The sequence below is a fragment of the Alloacidobacterium dinghuense genome (genome assembly GCF_014274465.1).
Lineage (GTDB): Bacteria > Acidobacteriota > Terriglobia > Terriglobales > Acidobacteriaceae > Alloacidobacterium > Alloacidobacterium dinghuense.
The window spans coordinates 1,114,936-1,135,924 of the sequence record NZ_CP060394.1; the positions used below are offsets into that span (position 1 = coordinate 1,114,936).

The window sequence follows — 20,989 nt, forward strand, 5'->3', positions numbered from 1 at the left end:
TCATCATCGCTTAAGACTTCAGTAAAGTGAGATTCGTAAGCGAATGCTGCTTTTCTACAGCCTTGCCCTCGCTCTTGTGATCATTCTGGGTGCGCCCTACTGGCTCTTCCGCATGGCAACCAGCGGAAAATACCGTGAAGGGCTGGGAGAAAGGCTTGGATTCGTTCCGAAACGCCTCATCAGCCGCTTTAGCGGCCCAATCATCTGGGTGCATGCAGTTTCGGTGGGCGAACTGTTAGCAGCTACGCGCATGATCGAAGACCTGAAGAGAACTCTGCCCGGATGGCGCATTGTTGTGTCGACAACGACACGTACCGGTCAAACACTGGCGCGCGAGCGTTTCGGGGTGGAAAACGTCTTTTACTTTCCACTGGATTTTGCCTTCGCGGTGCGCGCATACGTGCGCAGGCTGAAGCCGCGGCTGCTTGTCCTCATGGAAACGGAGTTCTGGCCTCGCCTGCTTTTTGAGTGCAATCGTTCAGGCGTTCACGTCGCGGTGGTGAATGCGCGTATCTCGGATCGGTCCTGGCCTCGATATTTGCGATTGCGCTTTCTGTGGAAGCGGCTGCTCGGCAGTCTCAGAATAGTTCTAGCCCAGAGCGAATCTGATGTCGATCGGTTGCGGACAATTGGTGCCGCGAATGTTCGCTATGGTGGCAACTTGAAATACGACATTCATGTCGCTGATCCAGCCGCAGTTACACAGGCTTTGGCGCAACGGATCGTTGCTGGATCGAAAGTGCTGGTGTGCGGAAGTACGCTCGAAGGTGAGGAAACCATACTGCTCGATGCTGTTCCGTCTGATGTCCTGCTGATTCTTGCGCCACGTCACCCTGAGCGGTTTGACTCCGTAAAGCGATTGCTGGAAAGCTGTGACAAACCTTGGGTGCAGCGAACGCAATGGATGAACGCGCAAACCCCACTCTCTGCTCCCACAATCTTCCTGCTCGATTCGATCGGCGAGTTAGCCTCGATCTATTCGCTGGCAACCGTTGCATTCGTTGGCGGGAGCCTGGTTTCTGGCGGCGGCCACAATCCGCTTGAAGCGGCGCAGTTCCGGGTTCCGGTAGTGATGGGACCGAACTATCAAAATTTTCGGACAATCGTAGATGTTCTACGGGCGCAAGATGCCATTCGTATCGTGCAACCCACCGAAATCGGAAATGAGTTGAACGTACTATTGTCCGATGAATTGGCTACCAAAGCCATCGGGGAGCGGGCCCATGCTGTATTTTCAGCAGAGGCTGGTGCGACCGCGCGTGCTGTTGACGCGCTGACCGAGATTGTAAGTGAGCGACCATGACGCGCCGCCTGCTATTTCCGCTCAATCCCATCTATGCGGCGGCTGTCGGGGCAAAGAATGCTGCTTTTGACAAAGGACTCGTCAGGGCGCGGCGTCTTCTATGGTCAGTGATCAGCGTCGGCAACATTTCTGTTGGAGGCTCTGGCAAAACGCCATTTGTCATCGCTCTTGCGAGGTTGCTGAAGCAACATGGCGTGTATGTCGATGTGCTGTCACGCGGCTACGGCCGCAACTCGGATGCAGTGGAACAGGTTGACCCGACTGGAGACGTGGAGCGCTTTGGTGATGAACCGGTCCTCATCGCGCAGTCCGCGAATGTGCCTGTCTACGTTGGAGCAAGGCGCTATGCAGCCGGGCTCCTTGCGGAAAACATTTTGGGGAATAAGGGGATACACCTGCTCGACGATGGATTTCAGCATCGCAGGCTGGCAAGAGCAGTCGATATCGTCGTCATGCATCGCAGTGATCTTCAGGAAAAGCTATTGCCTTCAGGGAATCTGCGCGAGTCGCTCGGCTCATTACACCGCGCGTCAGTTCTCGTTCTGCGAGAGGAGGATGTTGATCTGGAGCAGGAGTTGAAGCGGCGTGGCATCGAGAAGCCTGTCTGGTTCGTCAAGCGGTCGATCATCCTTCCAGAGAATCTCGGAAAGGCTGTCGCTTTCTGCGGAATAGGCCGGCCTGATGAGTTCTTTCACTCCTTACAGAAGTTGGAGGGAAAGATCGTCGCAAGAAGCACCTTCGGCGATCATCATCGCTACAGTGAGGGCGATGTGCAACAACTTATTCGAATGGCACAGGCACAGAGAGCGGAGGCATTTCTTACCACAGAGAAAGATCTTGTGCGCTTGTCTCCAACTCAGAGAACGATGATGGCGTCAGTTGTGCCGCTCAAGGTTGCGAAATTGGTGACTGCTGTGCACGACGAAGCTTCTGTACTGCAAAGTCTTGAGGGACTGTTGCCACCCAACTTTGCACATTCTCTGTGAGAAAATTAGAGTTTGCCAACAGAAAGTCAGCAGTTACGAGTGCTCATTGTGCGGCTGGGCGCAATGGGCGACATTCTCCATGCCCTGCCTGCAGTTACAGCCTTGCGTGCAAGGCACCCCGAGTGGTTCATTGGTTGGGCAGTGGAGCCGCAGTGGCGTGGATTGTTGGCTGGAGAAGGTGCTGACGTCAGAGGGGCGGCAATGCCACTCGTCGATGCGCTTCACATCGTACTGGCCAAAGATTGGGCGCGACGGCCGCTAAGTCCCAGTACTATAGAGCAGATTCGTCAGACACGCCGCGAACTACGTGCTGCACGATACGACATCTGCCTTGACCTGCAGGGGGCTGTGCGCTCCGCTGTGCTCGGAAAATGGGCGCATCCGCGGCGGCTTTTAGGAGAAGATAAGCCGCGTGAATGGGCTGCGCGGTATCTTTTTGACGAACATATTGCAACACAGGGGACACATGTGATCGAGCAAGCCGTTGAAGTGGCAAATGCCGTCACTCGTGAGAATTTGCCGCTCATGTTGCCCTGTCTGCCGGTAAGTGAAAGGGCCGAGCGAAACTGCAACACAAAGCTTGCGGCATTCGGGGGTAAGCCGTTCGTTATTCTGAATCCGGGAGCCGGATGGGGAGCGAAGCGATGGCCCACTGAACGTTTTGGTGAGGTGGCTCGCACTTGTGCCGACAAGGGATATGGCGCAGTAATCAATTCCGGACCAGGGGAGGAAATGCTGGCCGCAGAAGTGTGCTCTGCGAGCGGAAATACTGCCATGAGTCTTTCTCCGACGCTCGACGAACTGATTGCTCTCACGCGTCGCGCGTCATTGGTGATTGCAGGCGACACAGGACCACTGCATCTGGCGTCGGCGTTGGGTAAGCCCGTCGTCGGTATCTTTGGCCCTACGGACCCCGCCCGGAACGGGCCGTTCGGGGGAAAGTTTCGGATTCTGCGGCATCCTGAGAGCAAGCGCGATCACACTCGCCGCGCCGAGCCGGAAGCCGGTCTGCTGACGATCTCAGCTGCTGAAGTTTCGAGTGCTGCAATGGAGCTCTTAGAAGATGTCCGCTGACTGGAGTATGGTTGCGCGGCGTATTCGCGTGCCTATGGGCTTTGTCTTTGCCGGCGTCTACATCTGGCTGGCGCGCCCCACGCTTCTATCTATGGCATGGAGCCTGCTGCTGGTAGCGCCCGGCCTGTGGCTGCGCGGCTATGCAGCTGGATATGTGAAGAAGAACGCTGAGTTGACGATGACCGGACCTTACTCGTACACGCGCAATCCGTTATATCTGGGCTCGATGTTGATCGCGTTTGGATTTGCAGCTGCATCTAAAAGTATTGTGATTGTGCTCTTGCTGGCTGCGCTTTTTGCGATTATCTACATTCCCGTGATTCGATCGGAAGAGGAGTTTCTGCGATCAAAATTCGCAGATTTTGATACGTATGCAGCACGCGTTCCACGTCTGATACCACGCGTGACCCCCGCTCGTGTCGGAGGCAGCATCGGTTCCGAAATAGAGCGAGGTAGTTTTTCTTTCCCGCTGTACCGCAAGCACCGCGAGTACAATGCACTCATGGGTGCGACGGCCATATATGCTGTGCTCGCCCTCAGAGTTTTTTTCAAGCATTAGAAGAGTGAGCACGGATTTTGAATTGGCGTCGTGGATTTCTCCCCATCCTTTTGTGCTTTTTGTTGCTGGCGGTTATACGGGCCCAAAGTTCGCAGACTCAGCCTGTTCAAAACAGTCCCCAGCTTCCGGCTCCGCATCCTGGCCTCGGTCTCCCGGCCAGGCAGAGCCTCACTTATAGCGTAGACTGGCGCGTCTTTCCTGCTGGCACCGTAACCTTCCGTCAGGAAGCGGACGGCGATGTACAGCGCATCACCGTTGTCGGCGATTCGATCGGTGCCGTGAATCTCATCTACCGCGTCAGCGACCGCTTTCAGTCTTCCTTTAACCGGCGCACTGGATGCTCCCTTGGATTCAGCAAACAGCTCATCGAGGGGCGCCGTCAGGTGAACAGCGACCTGAAGTTCAATTATCTACAGGGCAAGGGGATCCTGGATGAGAAGAACCTCGTCTCCGGCATCAGCAAGCACCAGGAGACCGCGATTCCTGCGTGCGTATCGGACCTGCTCTCCGCGATTTTCTACACAGCATCGCAGCCCTTACAGACTGGCGAGGGTTTTCAGATGCCGATTTTCGACGCGGGAAAAACGATTCCTGTAACCATGAAGATTGAGGGTAAGGAATCGGTCAAGACGCCTACAGGGACATATCAGACCGTACGGGTACAGCCTACTGCGGACGCAGGCGTGGTGAAGAACCGCGGTAACATCTGGATATGGTACACGGATGATGATCGCCACATGCCGGTGCAGATGCGGGCGCGACTCTTCTGGGGAACGATTACGTTCCTGCTGACAAACGTCGAACAGAAATGAATTACTGGATTCGATACCGCTCACGCATCAATCGCTGCAGGCGCGGCTTGTAAATAAGGTTGTAAGCCAGTTCCTTATCCGGAAACATGGCCAGCGCAGCGCGACGGGTATCGGCTACCATTGCGGCGGCTTCGTCGACGGTAAGGGTGTTGTCCTGGCTGATGACCGACATCACCATGTTCATCATCATTTGCAGGCGGCGGATCTTACGCTGTTCCTCGCGCAGTTCTTCAAGGGTCTGAGGTGAAGACTCACCATTTGTAGCGGGGGAGTTGATGTGTGTACGCGGAAGGTCTCTGCTACCATCAACTTCACTTGGGCCCATTCTTGTCCTCCATAGGCGACTTTGGGGCTTGCTTTCCCGTCATCCTACAACGGTAGGGATGCTCTGCAAATGGAAAAGATGCTTGCTTTAACCGATTTGGTACCTTACCTGACTGGAACCTGCCGCCATCCAGCCGTAGTGACATGCTTTCCATCGAGGTAAAACGTTGAAGCCCCAAGCAAGTCTGTCCGATAGGTATGAACGTTGGCAGTCTCAAGCTTTTCAAGAGTTTCTAGTTTAGGGTGGCCATAGTAGTTGCGCTGCCCGACCGAAATGACGGCATAAGAAGGCGATACGGCCCCAAGAAATCCGGATGTGGTGGACGTCTTGCTGCCGTGGTGGCCCACCTTCAACAGATCAGAGCGCAGATTGCCCAAGGCAACCATGCTTGCCTCGCTTGGCGCTTCGGCGTCTCCTTCCAGGAGGGCAGAAGTTGCGCCAAAGCTTACGCGCAGTACCAGGGAATCGTCATTGCTAGGACTTGTCTTGGGAATGTAGCCACGCGCTGGAGAAAGAACATGGATGTCGACGCTTCCGAAGTGAAATGAATCGCCCGCCATTTTGCGAAGTGTCTTGATGCCAAGTACTTCTGTTTCGCGCATGAGGCGGTCGTAAGCCGGCGAATTCGGGTTACATCCAATCCACAACTCACGCGGACGAAAGTTTTCGAGAACTGTTGGCATACCGCCTATGTGATCGGCGTGAGCATGGGTGATCGCTACAGCGTCCAGCCTGCGAATGCCGCGCGCCCACAACATCTGCGAGACAACATCCTCGCCCATATCGAATTTCGAGTCAGCTGACGTACCGGCAATGCCGCCAGCGTCGATGAGCAGTGTCTTTCCGTCCGGCGTGACCACCAGCAACGAGTCGCCTTGCCCAACGTCAATTGTCGTTATTTCCAATGCGTCATGGCGATAGAGAAGCCGATGTGGCAGGAGCACAATCGAAGCAGCAATTGCAAGTGAGCTTATCGCGATGGCAATCGCGAAGCGGTTTGCCCGGACGATCCATATCGCAAATGCGGAACAGATCATCCAGCAGATAATGGCCGCAATGGATGGTGTTGGCGTGCGCAGATCGCTAGACATCGTGGCGGCAAACAGATGAACAGTCCACAGTACCGCATGCAGCACAGATGTCGTTATAGCAGCCGGCACGAATGCGGCGACAGGCACAATCAGCACAGCCAGAAGCGTAAGAATCGCGGATGGCAGAAGAATGCCAAGCAACGGAATTACGACAAAATTCACAGGTAATGCAACGGCAGTAATGCGGTGAAAATAGAGAGCCATCGGCAGCGACATGACTAGCTCCACGATGACCGAAATCAGTAACAGCTCAACAGATCTGAGGGATATACGCAGAAGAAAAGGGATGCAGTTGGCTGCTCTCCGGCCCGCCAAGAGGCGAGTATGCTCCACAATCAGCCGCAGGCTTACCCGAAATTGCGCGACTCGTGGAGGAAGCGTCGGATCAATTGCCAACAGCCAAGGGTCGCGCAACGCTGCAAGATAGGGTGCGAAGGTCTTTTCCGCAATCGGCGCGGCAATACCCGCAATCGCCAGCACGGAGAGCAACGTCATCTGAAATCCGGCGTCGAAGAGTGCCTGCGGTTTCATCACTAGCAGGGCAAGAGCCGCAAAGGCAATTGCATTCAGCGCGTTACGCTCCCGCCATAAGAGCCGACCCAGAAGAAATAGTGCGATCATCCAGAACGAGCGCTGCACCGGTTGGCCGTATCCGGTAAAGAGCGCATAGAAGAAGGCAAGCAGAATGGTGGTGGATGTTGCTGGAATGCGTGGGACGCGGACAGCCTTCGCGATGAAGAAGATGAGTCCAGCAAAAATCGCCAGGTGCATGCCGGAGACAACAAGCAGATGGAACGATCCCGTACGTTCGAAGCCGGTACGCACACCACGTGAGAGATAGCTCCGGTCACCGGTCAGCATCGCCGCCAGCATAGTCGCATCTTCGTGGTTCAGTCTGAAGAAGGAAGGCAACTTCGATGACGATTCTTGATCGTCCGCGAAGGCGAGCAGGCGTGAGCTTGCATTCAGTTGAATCGTGTGTAGCCGGCACCGAGGCGATGCATAAGCCGTTTTGGAAATGATTGTGAATCCAGCTGGTTTGCCATTGCCAAATGCCCCAATGCCCTCGTTGAGCATATACTCGCGCTCGTCCCACACTCCGGGATCGAGATATCTTTCAGGCTGTCGCATGGTTACCGTCGCGCGCACCGTATCGGCGCACGTAATGGCCGGCAATACAGCATCTGACGGTGCATAGAGTGTCAGGGAAAGGCCGCCCGTCACCTCCCGTTTTGTACCGGCTTCCGAAAATATGGACGTTACGGCAATTTGTACTTGTTGGCTTTGCTCCTCCCGTGGCTTATCCGAAAAAGGAAGCGTAGATTCGATGCGCCGCATCGGTCCAAGTCTGATGACCGTTCCCTCGATAGTTCGTTGTGTCCCGTCGGCAAGCTGGACAAGCTGAGTTTGCGGATCTGGTCGTGGAGCAATCTCTGCGCAAACGGCTCCGAGAAGAAGAAAGACGACACCAAGCGGCAACGAAGAAACTTTGGACTCCTTGTACGCGGCCACTAGGGACACGATGCCGCAAAGAAAGAGCCCAAAGAGGAGCAGTGCAGGGGAGAGCCAGATATAGCGTGCAATGGAAATGCCAACTGAAAAACAAATAGAAGCGAACAGCAAGGGAACAAAATGGAAGCGTAATGGTTCAGTGATCATAGAAAACGGCGCGTCTTTATCGATGCCCGAGACATGATCCGCCATCGCTCCAGCAGAGGTCAACCGAGCGACAACACCGTGACGCTTTCGAGATGGAACGTCTGCGGAAAGAGATCCACCATGTGAATAGTTCTGAGGTGATAACCGGATTCTACCAACGCGCGGAGATCGCGCGAGAGCGTTGACGGGTCACACGAGACGTAAACGATGGTCTGCGGCCTTACTTTGGTAAGCAGGGAGACGACTTTGCCTCCAAGGCCAGTGCGCGGCGGGTCTATGACGACAAGGTCGGGCGTTCCTCCTTGCGGTCTGTGCAAGAACTCCAGGGTGCCACTCCGAACCGTTTTGTGCGCGTCGCTAGAAAGATTCCGACGCAGATCGTTCCATGACGATGGAGCAGCTTCAACTGCAACAATCTTCCCAAAGTTCCGGCCGAGTGCCTGCGCAAACAACCCAACACCCGCATATAAATCCCATGCAAGTCCGCCGGAAAACTCCGCAGTGACAAGCTCGACCAGCTGCGAAACGAGAAATCGATTCACTTGAAAAAAGGATCCGGCGCTCACGGAATATGCAAAATCACCCACTCGATACGAGAGCGCCTGTGCTGCCCACTCGGCCACATGTTTATCCGGGTGTTTTGCGTCGCTGGTTGAGAAGACGCTTGCCCCAGCGAGCGCTGGAAGCTCTTGTCGCAAATCCTCGCAAACTTCTTTCAGCGCTGAGGGCAAGTTCCTGACTAAGTGCCGCGTCCTAAGCGACAGGAGCAGCTCGCTCTCATCGCCGTTTGAGAAGAATTCGATTTCGTCGAATTCTTGAAAAAACTCCGAACCGATTCGTGTTGCGGCGGCACTAGCTCGTTGCAGCAAGGGAGCTGCGATAGGGCATCTGTTTACCGCAAGATTCGAGTGGGAGGCACGCTTCTTATAGCAAAGAGCGAAGGGTTCACGTTGTATGTGCAGGCGCACGCGATTGCGGTAAGCGAGCGGCTCCGCGGATACCGAAATAATCTCAGGAATGGAAGCGATCCGCGCCCTCTCGAGCGTTTCCCGCAAAATATTGACCTTTAGGTCCACCTGCTGTGCGTAAGCAGCGTGCTGATATTGGCACCCACCGCATTGCCCAAAATAATCACAAGGGGCAGCCGCACGTTCGTTCGATGGATCAAGCACGCCATCCAACTCCGCATTGGCATAGCTGCCTTTGTCTTCGGTGATGTGTGCCTCAACAACTTCGCCGGGCAGCGTAAAAGGCACAAAAATCGCTTTGCCGTCGGCACGTGCAAGTCCTGCACCGCCATAGACGCACTTTTCAATCTCAAGCCTCATAGCTGGCTCATGTAAAAGAGGCTGAAGCGCGGTAACCGGTATTTCTCGAGCAGTCGTTTGTGCAGAAATTGTTGTTCGATCTGGCGAATCTGCACCGCCTGCATACGCCTTCGATAGGGAGCCAATTCACGCGATGCTTGTTCGCGGACCGCTGTCAGATCGGCTTCTGCTGTGGTGGCGAGCAACAACGCAAAAAGCTTTTCTTCAAGTACAGTGAGTGTTCGCTCCAATTCTTCGAGTTCCGGCTGCTCGGTACGAACGCCTGTCGCTAGTCCGCGCAATCGCTGATTCATTTCGTGAGCCCCCTCTTCGGCGATGCCTGTAAGTGTCGCGGTCAGTAAAGCACTGGCACACGATTCAAGGTGATTCGCAATTCGGTCAGCTTCAAACCCGGGTGCAGGCTCTTCTTTACCGCGCGCGGGTGAGGCGCCAACCGATGCTTCTTGCATCTCCTCGACCGCCGTCATGACCTCCTGTGTGCAATACGCGAGGCCATTCACGCGGCGAACACGTGTCCGCGATTTTCGGGATTCATATTTGTCGAACGCGGCATCGATACCGCGCAGCACCGCGGTCAGTGGTACGCCTGCCTCACGCCAGGTTTCAATCAACGCCCAGTCAAGCGTCGACAGCAACAACAGCGAGCCCCGCCGCCGCTGGAAGTGCTCTTCGATCTCCGTGAAGTAATTGAAATAGTTTTCCAAGGTACGACGATATTAGGAGGCGGACGCCTGCGGTTCAACTCGCAACGTTTTTCGTAGCGCGATTGCGCTCATAGATGATACGCAAGCCATCGAGCGTGAGCATGTCATTCACTTCTGAGATGAATTTCGACTCATCGGCGATGAGATGCGCAAGCCCTCCGGTGGCCACGCACTTTGTGTCAGGGCCAAGCTTCGCGATCATGCGTTCGAGAATGCTGTCCACGAGGCCTATATGTCCGTAAAAGAGCCCGATCTGCAGATTATCGACAGTGTTCGTGCCGATGATCTTCGCTGGCTTCTTGATTTCGACACGGGGAAGCCGCGCTGCTCGCGCAAAGAGTGCCTCCGCCGAAATGTTGATGCCCGGAGCGATGGCGCCGCCAAGAAATTCGCCTTTCTTTGAAATCACGTCAAAGTTTGTGGCGGTCCCGAAGTCCACAACAATGCACGGCCCGCCATATTTCTGGAATGCCCCAACGCAATTGGCCACGCGGTCAGCTCCCACTTCGCTGGGATTGTCCGTGAGAATTGGCAGTCCTGTCTTAACTCCCGGCTCGATGAAGAGCGGCTTGTGATGAAAATAACGTTCGCAAAAGACTCGCAGTATCCAATCCATGGGGGGAACAACCGACGCGACCACGATGCCGCTGACGGCGCTGCTTTCGACCCCCTTGCTTTGCAGCAGGCTCTGTACCAGAATGCCGTACTCATCGGCAGTTTGTGCGTGCCGCGTGCTGATCCGCCAGGTTGCGCGCATTTCGCCCACGCGGCCGTCAGCATGGAGAGGGTAAATCGCGATGACGGTATTTGTGTTGTTTACGTTCAAAACAAGGAGCATTTATTTCCCACGGACATTTCTTGTTTCGCGAACTCCACCTGAAAAGACCGTGCGCAAACCATGCGGAGTGCGCACCTGCAAAAAACCGCGAGTGTCAAGGCCCTCGGTCACTCCCTCGAAGCCATCCGTCTCTTCAACGCGCACCTGTTTGCCACGCACCCAACTGGACGCTTTTTCCAGCCGACAAAGAATAGACTGCTTTGCGGCCTCTGACTGGGTGAAATCAGTAAGTGTAATCACTTCACGATGAAGTGATTGTAGCAGGGCAGTGAGCAAGTCCTGGCGTGGCCAGGCGCGGCCAGTTTCGATCTGTAACGATGTCGCAATTTGGCTTAGTTCCGACGGAAACTGCCGCTGATGCACATTAATGCCGATGCCAATCACAAGGTGACGGATGCGGGTGACTTCTGCATTGAGCTCAGTGAGAATACCGCAAAATTTTCGGGGTCCGAATAGTAAGTCATTGGGCCAGCGCAGGTCACAAGCGAGCGATGTTACTTGCATGACAGCATCCCGTACGGCAAGCCCGGCAGCCAATGAAAGCCAGAGCACATCTGCAGGAGGAATGCCAGGCCGCAGCAAGATGCTTACATAAAGGCCGGAGCCTGGAGGTGAGGACCACTTGTGCGCTCCGCGTCCACGTCCTGCGGTCTGCTCGTCAGCAAAATAGACCGTACCCTCTGGAGCGCCCGCTTCTGCCTGCTGCATAGCATAAGTGTTGGTCGAATGAATGGAGGGAAAGAAATGCAGTTTGCCGGCGAACGGAGTTTCAATCAGGCCCCGGTCAAGTTCTGCAATATTGAATGGATCTTCTGGGTCAAACTGCATCGGTCAGATTCTTGGCTTCGCTAAGATGGACGAATCGATTGGCTAATAAATCTCAGCCGTAATTTTCATACTCAGATCCACTGCAACAGCGGAGTGCGTGAGCGCGCCTACAGAGATGTAATCCACTCCGGCGAGGGCATAATTGCGGATGTTCTCAAGCACGATACCGCCAGAGGCTTCGATGGGGATCGTTAGTCCTCGACCATGCACGATGCCGACTGCTTTCTTAATCTCGCCAGGAGTCATGTTGTCGAGCAACAGAGACTCAGCACCGTTGTCCAAGGCCCTTTCTAGTTCGTCAAAGGTGCGCACTTCAATGTCGATGGTTTGTCCTGGCTTGCGTAATTCCTGCGCGCGCTGCAGTACTTTCTCGATGCCACCACCGAGCGAGATGTGGTTGTTCTTAATCAAAATGCCGTCGGAAAGGTCGAGACGATGGTTCTCGCCACCACCGCACCGCACGGCATACTTGTCGAGGATACGCAGGCCCGGAATCGTTTTGCGTGTGTCCAGCACGCGGGCGCCAGTGCCGGCAATTGCGTCGACATACTGTCGCGTCATCGTCGAGATGCCGCTCATTCGCTGCATCAGGTTTAGTGTGACGCGTTCGCAGGCGAGGATGACACGTGCGTTATGCCGAATTACAGCGATTGCCTGTCCCTTCTTGACGCGCACCCCCTCGAATATCTCCGGGTGACTGATAACTTCATAGCGTCCACTGTTGCGCTTATCGAGCCTCCCAAAGATATCCAGAAAGCGCGGTATGCAGCCCAGGCCAGAGATCACGCAATCCTGCTTGGCAATAATCGTGGCCGAGGCGCGCAGGTTCGGATCGATCGTGACTGCCGTGGTGACATCGCTCGTGGCCTTGTCCTCCACCAGCGCCTGCTCCAGAATTGCCTCAACCCGCCTGCTTTTCCAATCCATAGGCTTCCTCTGTGATTAAGCGAGACCTTCCAACTTCTCAATCGCGTCGAGTGTTTCCTGGCGCAGCATTGCCGCTTCCGATGCTTGCTTTTTCAATCCCGAGACAACTTTTTCCGGAGCCTTTGCGAGAAACGCCTCGTTGCCGAGTTGACGCTCCGCATTGACAAGCATCTTCTCGTACTGTTCCAGCTTCTTCTTCAGCCGCTCCCGTTCGACGGCGATATCAATCGGCTTTTCGTAAGGCGAGCCGACGGTGAAGTTGGCTGTCGTTCTTGTGTTGGCAGAGCTCAGATTCCAAACGGCAGGGAAATCAATTGTGGTGACGCGCGCAAGTTTCTCGATGATCGAGCGGTTTGTTTCCATAAGTGCCTGAACTTTTTCGGATGCCGTGACCTGGATGGCCACGAGCTGACGCTCGGGTACATCGAGGTCTTTCCGCAGAGCCCTCACCGTCACGATCAAATCCTGCAGGATCGATATATCCGCTTCGACCTGGGCGCTCAGCGCTTCTTCGAGCGGCTGCGGATAACGTGATAGCGCAATCGACTTCGCAGGAGGCATGCCGTTATACATTGCATGCCATAACTCTTCGGTAATGAATGGCATAAAGGGCGAAAGCAGGCGCAGAGCTGCTTCAAATGTGCTCAGAAGAGTTGTGAGGGCGGACTTGATGGCCTGCTTGCCTGCTGACTCGCTGAAGTTCAGCCGAAGCTTTACGATCTCCAGATACCAGTCGCAGAAGTCGCCCCAGAAGAACTGGTATACGAGGTTGGCGGCTTCGTGGAAGCGATACTCTTCGAGAGCCTTGTTCACCTCAGTCGCCGTGTTGTTCAGGCGCGACACAATCCATCGCGCTTCGATGGGATCATGCTCATCCGGGCCAAAGGAATTTACCAGCGTATAAGGATCGACCACGATTCCTACTTCGGCGGCGCGGTCCACATTCATAAAGATGAAGCGAGCCGCGTTCCATATTTTGTTTGCGAAAGCGCGGTATCCTTCGGTCCGCGCTTCGCTGAATGCAATGTCGGTTCCTGGCGAGGCCATCGCTGCCAGCGTGAAGCGCACGGCATCGGTGCCATATTTGCTGACGATCTCGATCGGGTCGATCACGTTGCCTTTGGTCTTCGACATTTTCTGGCGGTCGGCGTCACGCACCAGCGCATGAATGTACACCTCCCGGAAAGGCACAGCATCTTTCAGCATGCGTTCGGAACCATCCGGCATCGGCATATCGAGCATGAAGTGGCAGCCGAGCATGATCATGCGCGCCACCCAGAAAAAAAGAATGTCGAAGCCGGTTACAAGCAATTGCGTGGGATAAAAAACATCGGCAGCATGTGTGTGGTGAGGCCAGCCAAAAACGGAGCAGGGAAGGAGACCCGACGAGAACCAGGTGTCGAGTACGTCGGTCTCCTGTTGCAACTCCGCGCCGCCGCAGTGGGAACACGTCGCCGGAGTATCACGTGCCACCGTAATCTGCTTGCACGTCAGGCAGTGCCACGCGGGAATGCGATGTCCCCACCACAACTGCCGTGAGATGCACCAGTCATGGATGTTGCGCATCCACTCGAAATAGGTTTTCGCATATTGCTCAGGCGTGAACTTAATGTAGTCCTGTTCGACGGCAGCAATCGCTTTGTCGGCAAGCGGCTGAATCTTGATGAACCACTGTGTCGAGAGTCGTGGTTCGACAACCGTTCCGCAGCGATCGCACTTGCCGATCGCATTCACGTGATCCTTGGCTGCTACAAGCAGGCCCTGCGCCTCAAGCGCGGCAAGAACGCGCTTGCGAGCTTCGTAACGATCGAGTCCCGCGTATATTCCTCCTTCTGCGTTGATATGCGCAGTCTCGTCCATCACATTGACAGAGGGCAGCCCATGCCGCTGTCCAAGTGTGAAATCATTCGGGTCATGCGCAGGTGTCACCTTCACAGCGCCTGTGCCGAAATCGGCGCTCACCCACGCGTCAGTGATGACGGGAATTTCGCGTTCCACCAGCGGCAGCCGCAGGCGTTTGCCATGTAGATGCTTGTAGCGCTCATCGTCCGGGTTCACAGCCACCGCTACGTCGCCCAGCATCGTCTCAGGTCGAGTTGTGGCGACGGTCAAATACTGCCCCGGCTCTTCAATGACAGGATAGTTAATCTCCCATAACTTACCCTGCTGTTCTTCATGTACTACTTCAAGGTCGCTGATGGCCGTCTGACAGCGTGGGCACCAGTTCACGATGTAGGCCCCGCGATAAATCAGGCCCTGTTCATGCAGACGGACAAAGGCTTCGCGCACTGCAATGGACAGATTGTCGTCCATCGTAAAGTACTCACGCGACCAGTCCACGCTTGCGCCCAGGCGTTTCATCTGATCGAGAATCGCCCCGCCATAGTGCTGCTTCCACTGCCACACGCGCTCAACGAAAGCCTCGCGGCCAAGTTCCTGCCGTGTACTGTTCTCTGAGGCGAGCTGGCGTTCCACCATCAATTGCGTTGCGATGCCGGCGTGGTCCGTTCCAGGCAGCCAGAGGGCCAGATCGCCTGACATGCGACGCCAGCGCGTGAGAATATCCATCTCTGTCTGGTTGAGCATGTGCCCCATGTGGAGACGGCCAGTCACGTTCGGCGGAGGGAGCAAAATAGTAAAAACTGGCGCAGCGGGCGCGCCTTCAGGAGTTGGCACGTCGAAGAGACGTTCGTGAACCCAATATTCTGCCCAGCGATCTTCAATCGCTGTCGGGTCATAAGCTTTCGGTAGATCGTGTGACATTTTTTAAAGAAGACCTAACCTTTCACGATAAAGCATTTCGCCAGAAGCAGAAAGGCCGCCAAAGAGGCGGCCTTCTTCGATTCAACTGCTTCTGTTTTTAAAACGGATTCAGCTTGTCGAGTCCCGTCTTCTTCTTCTTGCTGGAAGATTCCTTGCTCTTGTCGACCGGGACGTTCTTGGCTTTGCCCTTCTTCGTCCCCGTCTGCACCTGTGCCGGCTGATTGCCCGCCTTGACGTCGTTGACCTGATCAGGAGCTTCGGCCGGCTTGTCAACTGGCGGGAGAGCAGCGTTTGTAGCTGCCGGACCGACTGGCTTCAGTCCAAAATTTGGGTCCGGTGCTCCCGCCCCTGCCGGATTGCCAGCCGGTGCTGGCGCAGCAGCCGCAGGGGACGCCCCATTTCCAACACCGGGAGCAGCTTCATTTCCTGCTCCTGCAGGAGCTGCTCCGCTCGAGGAATTACCGGAAGAGCTGGCGCTCGGGTTCACAATCTCAACACTGGTCGAGTTACCACCACTCGTGCCCGTCGGAACGGCTTCCATTTCCACTGCTGTTCCATTCCCTGTAGCTGCAGAAGGAGCGGCACCAGTAGATGCAGCGGCTGCAGCAGAAGCGGTCGTTGCTCCTCCACCATACGTCGGAGCAGGCGGCATGGCTTCGCCCTTCATCGCGGCGTTAAACATTGCCACGGTGTTATCGCGGACCTGAGGTGCGGTAGTCTGCGTCGCATCTGCCATCGTAGGTTCGCCTACACGCGCAGCACGCACGGTGGACGGACCCTGCTTGACCAGTAGCATGGCGCGATCCTTCAGCTTGACCGTTGTACGGCTGCCTTCCTCTGCCTCGCTTTCGGCCAGCTGTGCCTGCGTCGGCTCAGGAACCGGACGGCCCATTGCAATCAAACGGTCCTTGGCATCTTCCACGTGAGGAGCCATCGCGTACACGGTCACCACGCGGCTGTAGGCATCCGCCGCGCGATCGTTATAGGCCCTGATTAGCTCTGCTTTTGCTTTCGGTGGAAGATTCAGTCTGCCAGCAAGCTGTGCCTGTGTCACATAACCATCGCCCAGCGTGATGAGCGTCTGATCGCTGTGGCTGAAGAGTGGATAGCTGTCGGCAACGGTTTGCAAACGGGCAATCGTCGCCGGCCAGTTTTCATGCGAGGCGTAGAACTGGCCAATTTCAAACTGGCGCTGTGCCAGAACTTCCTGCACGTCGCGCAGGCGCTGCTTGGCGCGAGGAACGAGCGGAGAGTCCGGAAACTGCTGGACCATCTGGCGGTATTCTGTTTCCGCGTGCATCACGTTCTGCGGATCGCGATCGGGCTTTTGCATCTGCTGGAAGTAGATGTCGCCCACCTTCATCTGCGCCTCGGCAGCTTCAGGCGTGTTGGGAAAGAAGGTGATGAAGTCCTTGTATTCCTGCTCCGCCTGCGTCAGCGCTGCCGATCCGCCTTCCTTATACCAGGTGTCGCCGACGGCTAGCTTGGCGCGCATCGCATATTCTGTGTCGGGATAGGTGTTCAGCAGCGTCTGCAGATCAAGGCGGGCGACATCATACTTACCCTTCTGCATGGCCCTCATGGCCTTGTCGAAGAGTTCCTTGTCCGGCTGCTTTGAATTCACACTGCCCAACGGATTCGTACTCAGATCCGACTGCTTCTTCTTCTTTTTCCCGATTGCATGGGCTGCGGGCACCATTGCCAGACACAGACAAACAGTCGAGACTTGGGTCACAAAACGATTCATAACACCTCAAACCTATGCAGGCCTTCGAGCCCATACTTCCTCATGCAAAGCCCTAACCTGCGTTGATAAGCCTTCAGGCCACCGGCCCCCAGCTCTCCACTTCTGCTGCCTTGCGTGCGGTATCAAGCAACTCGCGTGCATTCTGCTCTGCCTTGCCATCACCGAAAACAGCATTCCCAGCTACCAGTAGCTCGCCTCCATTTTCGACGACAGAAACAATCGTATCGTGAGCTACTCCACCATCCACCTCAATCCTATAACTCAGCCCCAGTTCCTGGCGAAGTTCCCTGAGCTGCCGCAACTTCGTGAGCGAGTAGGGAATAAATTTCTGCCCGCCAAAACCGGGATTCACGCTCATGACAAGAACGTGGTGCACCATTCCAAGAATGGGCCGCAGCACCGCGACCTCCGTCGCCGGATTGATAACCACAGCAGGCTGCATCCCGTGCTGAGCGATCAGTTCCAGCGTGCGGTGGAGATGGCGGCAGGCTTCATAGTGCACGCTGATCCAGTCTGCTCCGGCATCGGCAAACTCGGGAATGAACTCGTCGGGATTCTCGATCATCAGGTGGCAATCGAGCGGCAGTGTGGTCACCTTACGCAGCGATTTGACGACAGGCGGACCCAGCGTAATGTTGGGAACGAAGTGACCATCCATTACATCCACATGGATGACCGTACCGCCGCCGCGTTCTGCAGCCGCAACCTCGTCCGCGAGACGGGCAAAATCCGCCGAAAGTATAGATGGAGCTAGCTCAACCACGACACCGCCAGTGTATCAAGTTTGCTACGAGTCTGATTCTGCAAAATCAGCCGTTCTGGATAGATTTCTCGTCAAACGCTCGCTCGGCACGCGAATATTCTGGGCGGCCAGGAAAATCTTGTCGGCTGAGGTCCTAAACTGACTTCCACAAGTTCGTCAGTGTTCCAGCAGATCCATCCACTGGATCGGATTTAGGAAAGGGCAGCTTCGCCATGCGCTGTAGCGCTTGCTCTGACGGGGCGCTGCGGCAGATGTCCCAATTCTGGTTTGGAGGATACGCGCCTACGACCAGAAAATCCGCGCTCGCGTCTAGTTTGCAATGGCCGGTTCCGGCAGGCAAAACCGCAACGTCTCCGGCACGAACCACGACTTCGTGTCCATTCTCGCCGCCTAGCATCAGGCGCGCATGACCGCCGGCAAATCCAAGCACTTCATGTGCAGTGGAATGATAATGATGAAAATCATAGACGCCATTGCGCCACTGCGGCGGCCAGCCATTGCGCAGAAAAGCGGCGTCAAACGCTGCTGCCGGATCTGCTCCGGCGGAAGGGATCACTGCTCGATAGAGCAGCACTGGCAGATGCTCATTGTTCGGCATCCATCCGTTACGGGAGAGCTGCAATGTCTCTGGCTTGGACGTGCTGGCGAATCCGGAACCGGCTGAAGCCAGACCGAGTCCTGCGAGAAGAGCATTAAATCTGCGTCGATCGAGATACGTCATAAGAATGAGATGCGCGGAGACCTATCTCCGGCTCCCGGCACTGCGCTCACTTCTTCTTAGACGGCTCTTGTTTCGCCAACTCCATCGCATATTCCATCGACCAGATTGCGCCGGGACGCATGTACATGCTGGCACGGTACATGCCATCTTCGTCGTACGCCTCCGGCGTGCGGAAGAAGTATCCGCGGTCGCGCCACACGACGTTATACACACCTTCCGCCGTTTTGAAGGCTTCGTCGCGCATCCCTTCTGACAACATGTGCGAGGCCACGCCGAAAGTCGTGCCCGTCCATACCTCGGTGACCTGCGGGTTCTGATCGAGCGGCTCCCCTTTCGGTCCCATACCATTGGCTGCTCCTATCTCACCGTTTCCGAAGAGCATCACGTTGTTGCTATACACCGTCTTCAATGCCGAGAGGCGCATCCGTTTCGGCACAAGGTCGCCCAGGCCAGTGAGATTGGCATACCATTGCCCGGCCAATTGATCGGCCATGATGTCGGAGCGATATTCGCTCCGCGTGTCATAGTCGAAGTAGGTTCCATTCCAGAGTTTCGTGATGTAGGCCAACTGGGCCTTTCTGAAAAGCGAGTTGTATTCACTGGCGGCGTTCGTGTCCCCGACTTTCAGCGCGATTTCCGTCGTCGCCCGCAACGCAGCTAAATACAATCCGCCGCTATAAGCGCTTTCGCCAGTGGCGATCCAGTCATCGTAAGTCTGATCGGGAAAGCCGCCATTTTCAATCAGTCCATCGCCATCGGTGTCGTACTGCCGCAGATGCTCCATCGCGGCCTTCACCCCATTCCATGCGTAATGCAGGAAAGTCAGATCTTTGCTGCCGGTGTAGACATAATCGCGCCAGATCATCAGTACGAACTTGCTGTTCAGGTCGCGCCAGTTTGACACGTCCTGATAGTTGTACTGGTTCACATTTACGAATGGGTCTTCCGCGGGAGCGCCGAGATCATGTGGCACCGAACCAGCCGTCTTCCGCTCCATGGTCACAAATTTGTGCTCATGCAGCGCCTGCCATATCCACAGATACCTTTGAGGATTGCTCTCCTGCACCGTATCCGCATATTCGCGCATCTCCTGCTTTTCAAGCTCTGGCCAGAAACGGATAAGAGAAAACGAGCCGTAGAACCGAACATCCAAAGTGCCGTAGTCGGGGTAATCGAAGCACTCGAGATAACTGAAGCTGTCCTCGTCTTTTGAGGAAAAATGCTTCGGATTCCCCATGCCATCGAGTTCATGCGCCCAGACCGTTCCCCCATCGGCGAGGATGTACATCTCGTTAAAGAGTTCACCGCGGTACCACAGCGGTTTCGATTCGTCCTCAATATATGGCTTTTGCCACTCGTCGATCGCTTTGCTCCACTCCTCATCTTTTTCAAGAGCGACTTTTGCAATTTTCCAGGCGTTGGTTCCTTCGGCGCCGAAGAACTTGGTGTAGTGCCGCACCCACTTGCGACCGCCGCCAAATTGAATCAGAGGCAGATCCCATGACAAGGCCATGGGCACTAGCTTTTTCTCATGCGGATCGAGCGTGAAGCGAACCGCGATGGCTCCGGCAATTTGCTCGCCGCTACTGGCCACATCCGGATTCGCATTCGGCAGCCGTCCGTCGGTTGCGAATGGCCTCCATACCTCGTCGCCCGTCAACTGAGGATAAAAAGTGGTCAGGTAAGACACTTCAAAACCTGGGCCGTCTTTAACGGCGATAGCGAATTGGCCATCCCACTCATCGCGAACCGCACCAGTACGAATACGGTCGAAGATGATACCTCGTAGCGACTCCGCGCTTCCGGTCGGGCCATTCAGGTCTTCTGTGACGTAGCGGTTTTTGTCTTGGTTACTGAGCGCCGTGCTGAAGCCAGCGGATTGATCGCGGAACCAGCCCACCATGTTCGTCCACGAGAAAAGCAACGAGACAGTGATTTTCTTATCCGAGGGGTTTTCCGCATACCAGTTGTAAAGCGCAACCGGATAGCTCGATTCCTGATAATTGTTCGGAAGCAAAGGCGAAAACTGTTCAAGGGTAAGCTTGATGCCGAGCACTTCCGGGTCATAGGCAAACCATGACTTGGGATATAGGGCCGCATACTCGCCCTTACCCGCCGGATACGACCAGTCCCACGCCGAGAGCGCTCCGTTCAGCGGCTTGCCAGTGGAAAGCGCAACCGCCTTTGCTGTGCCATCCTCCGGTTGTACAAAGACTGCAAATTGATTACCCGGTACATTCTCATACTTATGAACCCCGACCTTCACATGCCAGCGCTCGAAATTGCCACGATAACTGCGCGAAAAAGTGCCAGCGCCTAATCCTCCGACAGGCGCTCCCTGCCAAAAGCCATCATCAATGTCCGTAGGCAACGAGGGTTTCTTACCGCCGGGATTAGGAGGCGGCTGCCCAATTGCGATGTGCCAGGCAGCTTGGGGGATTTGGTCATCAGCAAGCAGGTTCGGACAATTGATTAAGAACAGCAAAACAACAAAAATAAAACGATCCAGCGGCAACTTTCCGGCCCCTCCGAACCTTGCCATCATACATCTCCGACGCTAC

17 protein-coding genes are annotated in these 20,989 nt (G+C 55.5%); 5 read left to right on the forward strand and 12 right to left on the reverse strand.

Annotated features, from left to right (window positions below; all coding sequences use genetic code 11):
- Positions 1-43: 43 nt before the first annotated feature.
- From H7849_RS04480 to H7849_RS04500, 5 genes are read left to right on the forward strand one after another with little or no spacing between them, the layout of a single operon-like run.
- The gene (locus H7849_RS04480) at positions 44-1,303 is read left to right on the forward strand and encodes a 3-deoxy-D-manno-octulosonic acid transferase (RefSeq protein ID WP_186744484.1); all 1,260 of its coding nucleotides are present in this window, start codon (positions 44-46) and stop codon (positions 1,301-1,303) included.
- Positions 1,300-2,289 carry a tetraacyldisaccharide 4'-kinase gene (lpxK, locus tag H7849_RS04485; protein ID WP_186744486.1) on the forward strand — a complete coding sequence of 330 codons (990 nt, stop codon included), beginning with the start codon at positions 1,300-1,302 and terminating at the stop codon, positions 2,287-2,289. Before H7849_RS04480 ends, lpxK begins: the two co-directional genes overlap by 4 nt.
- 12 nt (positions 2,290-2,301) lie before the next feature.
- Complete coding sequence (locus tag H7849_RS04490) at positions 2,302-3,363, forward strand: glycosyltransferase family 9 protein (protein WP_251106608.1); 1,062 nt, start codon at positions 2,302-2,304, stop codon at positions 3,361-3,363.
- The gene (locus tag H7849_RS04495; RefSeq protein ID WP_186744488.1) at positions 3,353-3,922 is read left to right on the forward strand and encodes a methyltransferase family protein; all 570 of its coding nucleotides are present in this window, start codon (positions 3,353-3,355) and stop codon (positions 3,920-3,922) included. The genes H7849_RS04490 and H7849_RS04495 overlap by 11 nt, the downstream gene beginning before the upstream one ends.
- A 17-nt stretch (positions 3,923-3,939) precedes the next feature.
- Positions 3,940-4,734, forward strand: coding sequence for a DUF3108 domain-containing protein (locus H7849_RS04500; protein WP_251106609.1), 795 nt, complete (start codon positions 3,940-3,942; stop codon positions 4,732-4,734).
- A gap of 1 nt (position 4,735) precedes the next feature.
- Here H7849_RS04500 and H7849_RS04505 read toward each other — a convergent pair whose 3' ends face one another.
- The 12 genes from H7849_RS04505 to H7849_RS04560 form a co-directional block, all read right to left on the reverse strand.
- Positions 4,736-5,059, reverse strand: coding sequence for a hypothetical protein (locus tag H7849_RS04505; RefSeq protein WP_251106610.1), 324 nt, complete (start codon positions 5,057-5,059; stop codon positions 4,736-4,738).
- A 104-nt stretch (positions 5,060-5,163) separates the two neighbouring features.
- Positions 5,164-7,854: a ComEC/Rec2 family competence protein gene (locus H7849_RS04510; RefSeq protein ID WP_186744497.1), complete on the reverse strand. Its 2,691-nt coding sequence runs from the start codon at positions 7,852-7,854 to the stop codon at positions 5,164-5,166.
- A gap of 14 nt (positions 7,855-7,868) precedes the next feature.
- On the reverse strand, positions 7,869-9,137 hold the full coding sequence (rlmD, locus tag H7849_RS04515; protein ID WP_186744499.1) for a 23S rRNA (uracil(1939)-C(5))-methyltransferase RlmD: 1,269 nt from the start codon (positions 9,135-9,137) through the stop codon (positions 7,869-7,871).
- Positions 9,134-9,841: a hypothetical protein gene (locus H7849_RS04520; RefSeq protein ID WP_186744501.1), complete on the reverse strand. Its 708-nt coding sequence runs from the start codon at positions 9,839-9,841 to the stop codon at positions 9,134-9,136. The genes rlmD and H7849_RS04520 overlap by 4 nt, the downstream gene beginning before the upstream one ends.
- A 34-nt stretch (positions 9,842-9,875) precedes the next feature.
- Positions 9,876-10,679, reverse strand: a complete 804-nt coding sequence (locus tag H7849_RS04525; protein ID WP_186744503.1) for a type III pantothenate kinase — start codon at positions 10,677-10,679, stop codon at positions 9,876-9,878.
- The gene (locus H7849_RS04530) at positions 10,680-11,507 is read right to left on the reverse strand and encodes a biotin--[acetyl-CoA-carboxylase] ligase (RefSeq protein ID WP_186744505.1); all 828 of its coding nucleotides are present in this window, start codon (positions 11,505-11,507) and stop codon (positions 10,680-10,682) included. It lies immediately after the preceding gene.
- A 42-nt stretch (positions 11,508-11,549) separates the two neighbouring features.
- Positions 11,550-12,434 carry a carboxylating nicotinate-nucleotide diphosphorylase gene (nadC, locus tag H7849_RS04535; protein WP_186744507.1) on the reverse strand — a complete coding sequence of 295 codons (885 nt, stop codon included), beginning with the start codon at positions 12,432-12,434 and terminating at the stop codon, positions 11,550-11,552.
- A 15-nt stretch (positions 12,435-12,449) separates the two neighbouring features.
- Entirely contained in the window at positions 12,450-15,197 is a 2,748-nt protein-coding gene (locus H7849_RS04540; protein WP_186744516.1) for a valine--tRNA ligase, read from the reverse strand.
- A 97-nt stretch (positions 15,198-15,294) separates the two neighbouring features.
- Entirely contained in the window at positions 15,295-16,944 is a 1,650-nt protein-coding gene (gene bamD / locus H7849_RS04545; RefSeq protein ID WP_186744518.1) for an outer membrane protein assembly factor BamD, read from the reverse strand.
- Positions 16,945-17,017: 73 nt separating this feature from the next.
- Entirely contained in the window at positions 17,018-17,707 is a 690-nt protein-coding gene (rpe, locus tag H7849_RS04550; RefSeq protein ID WP_186744520.1) for a ribulose-phosphate 3-epimerase, read from the reverse strand.
- 133 nt (positions 17,708-17,840) lie between these two features.
- On the reverse strand, positions 17,841-18,428 hold the full coding sequence (locus tag H7849_RS04555; protein ID WP_186744522.1) for a cupin: 588 nt from the start codon (positions 18,426-18,428) through the stop codon (positions 17,841-17,843).
- Between the two features lie 46 nt (positions 18,429-18,474).
- Positions 18,475-20,973: a GH116 family glycosyl hydrolase gene (locus H7849_RS04560; protein ID WP_251106611.1), complete on the reverse strand. Its 2,499-nt coding sequence runs from the start codon at positions 20,971-20,973 to the stop codon at positions 18,475-18,477.
- Positions 20,974-20,989: the final 16 nt, after the last annotated feature.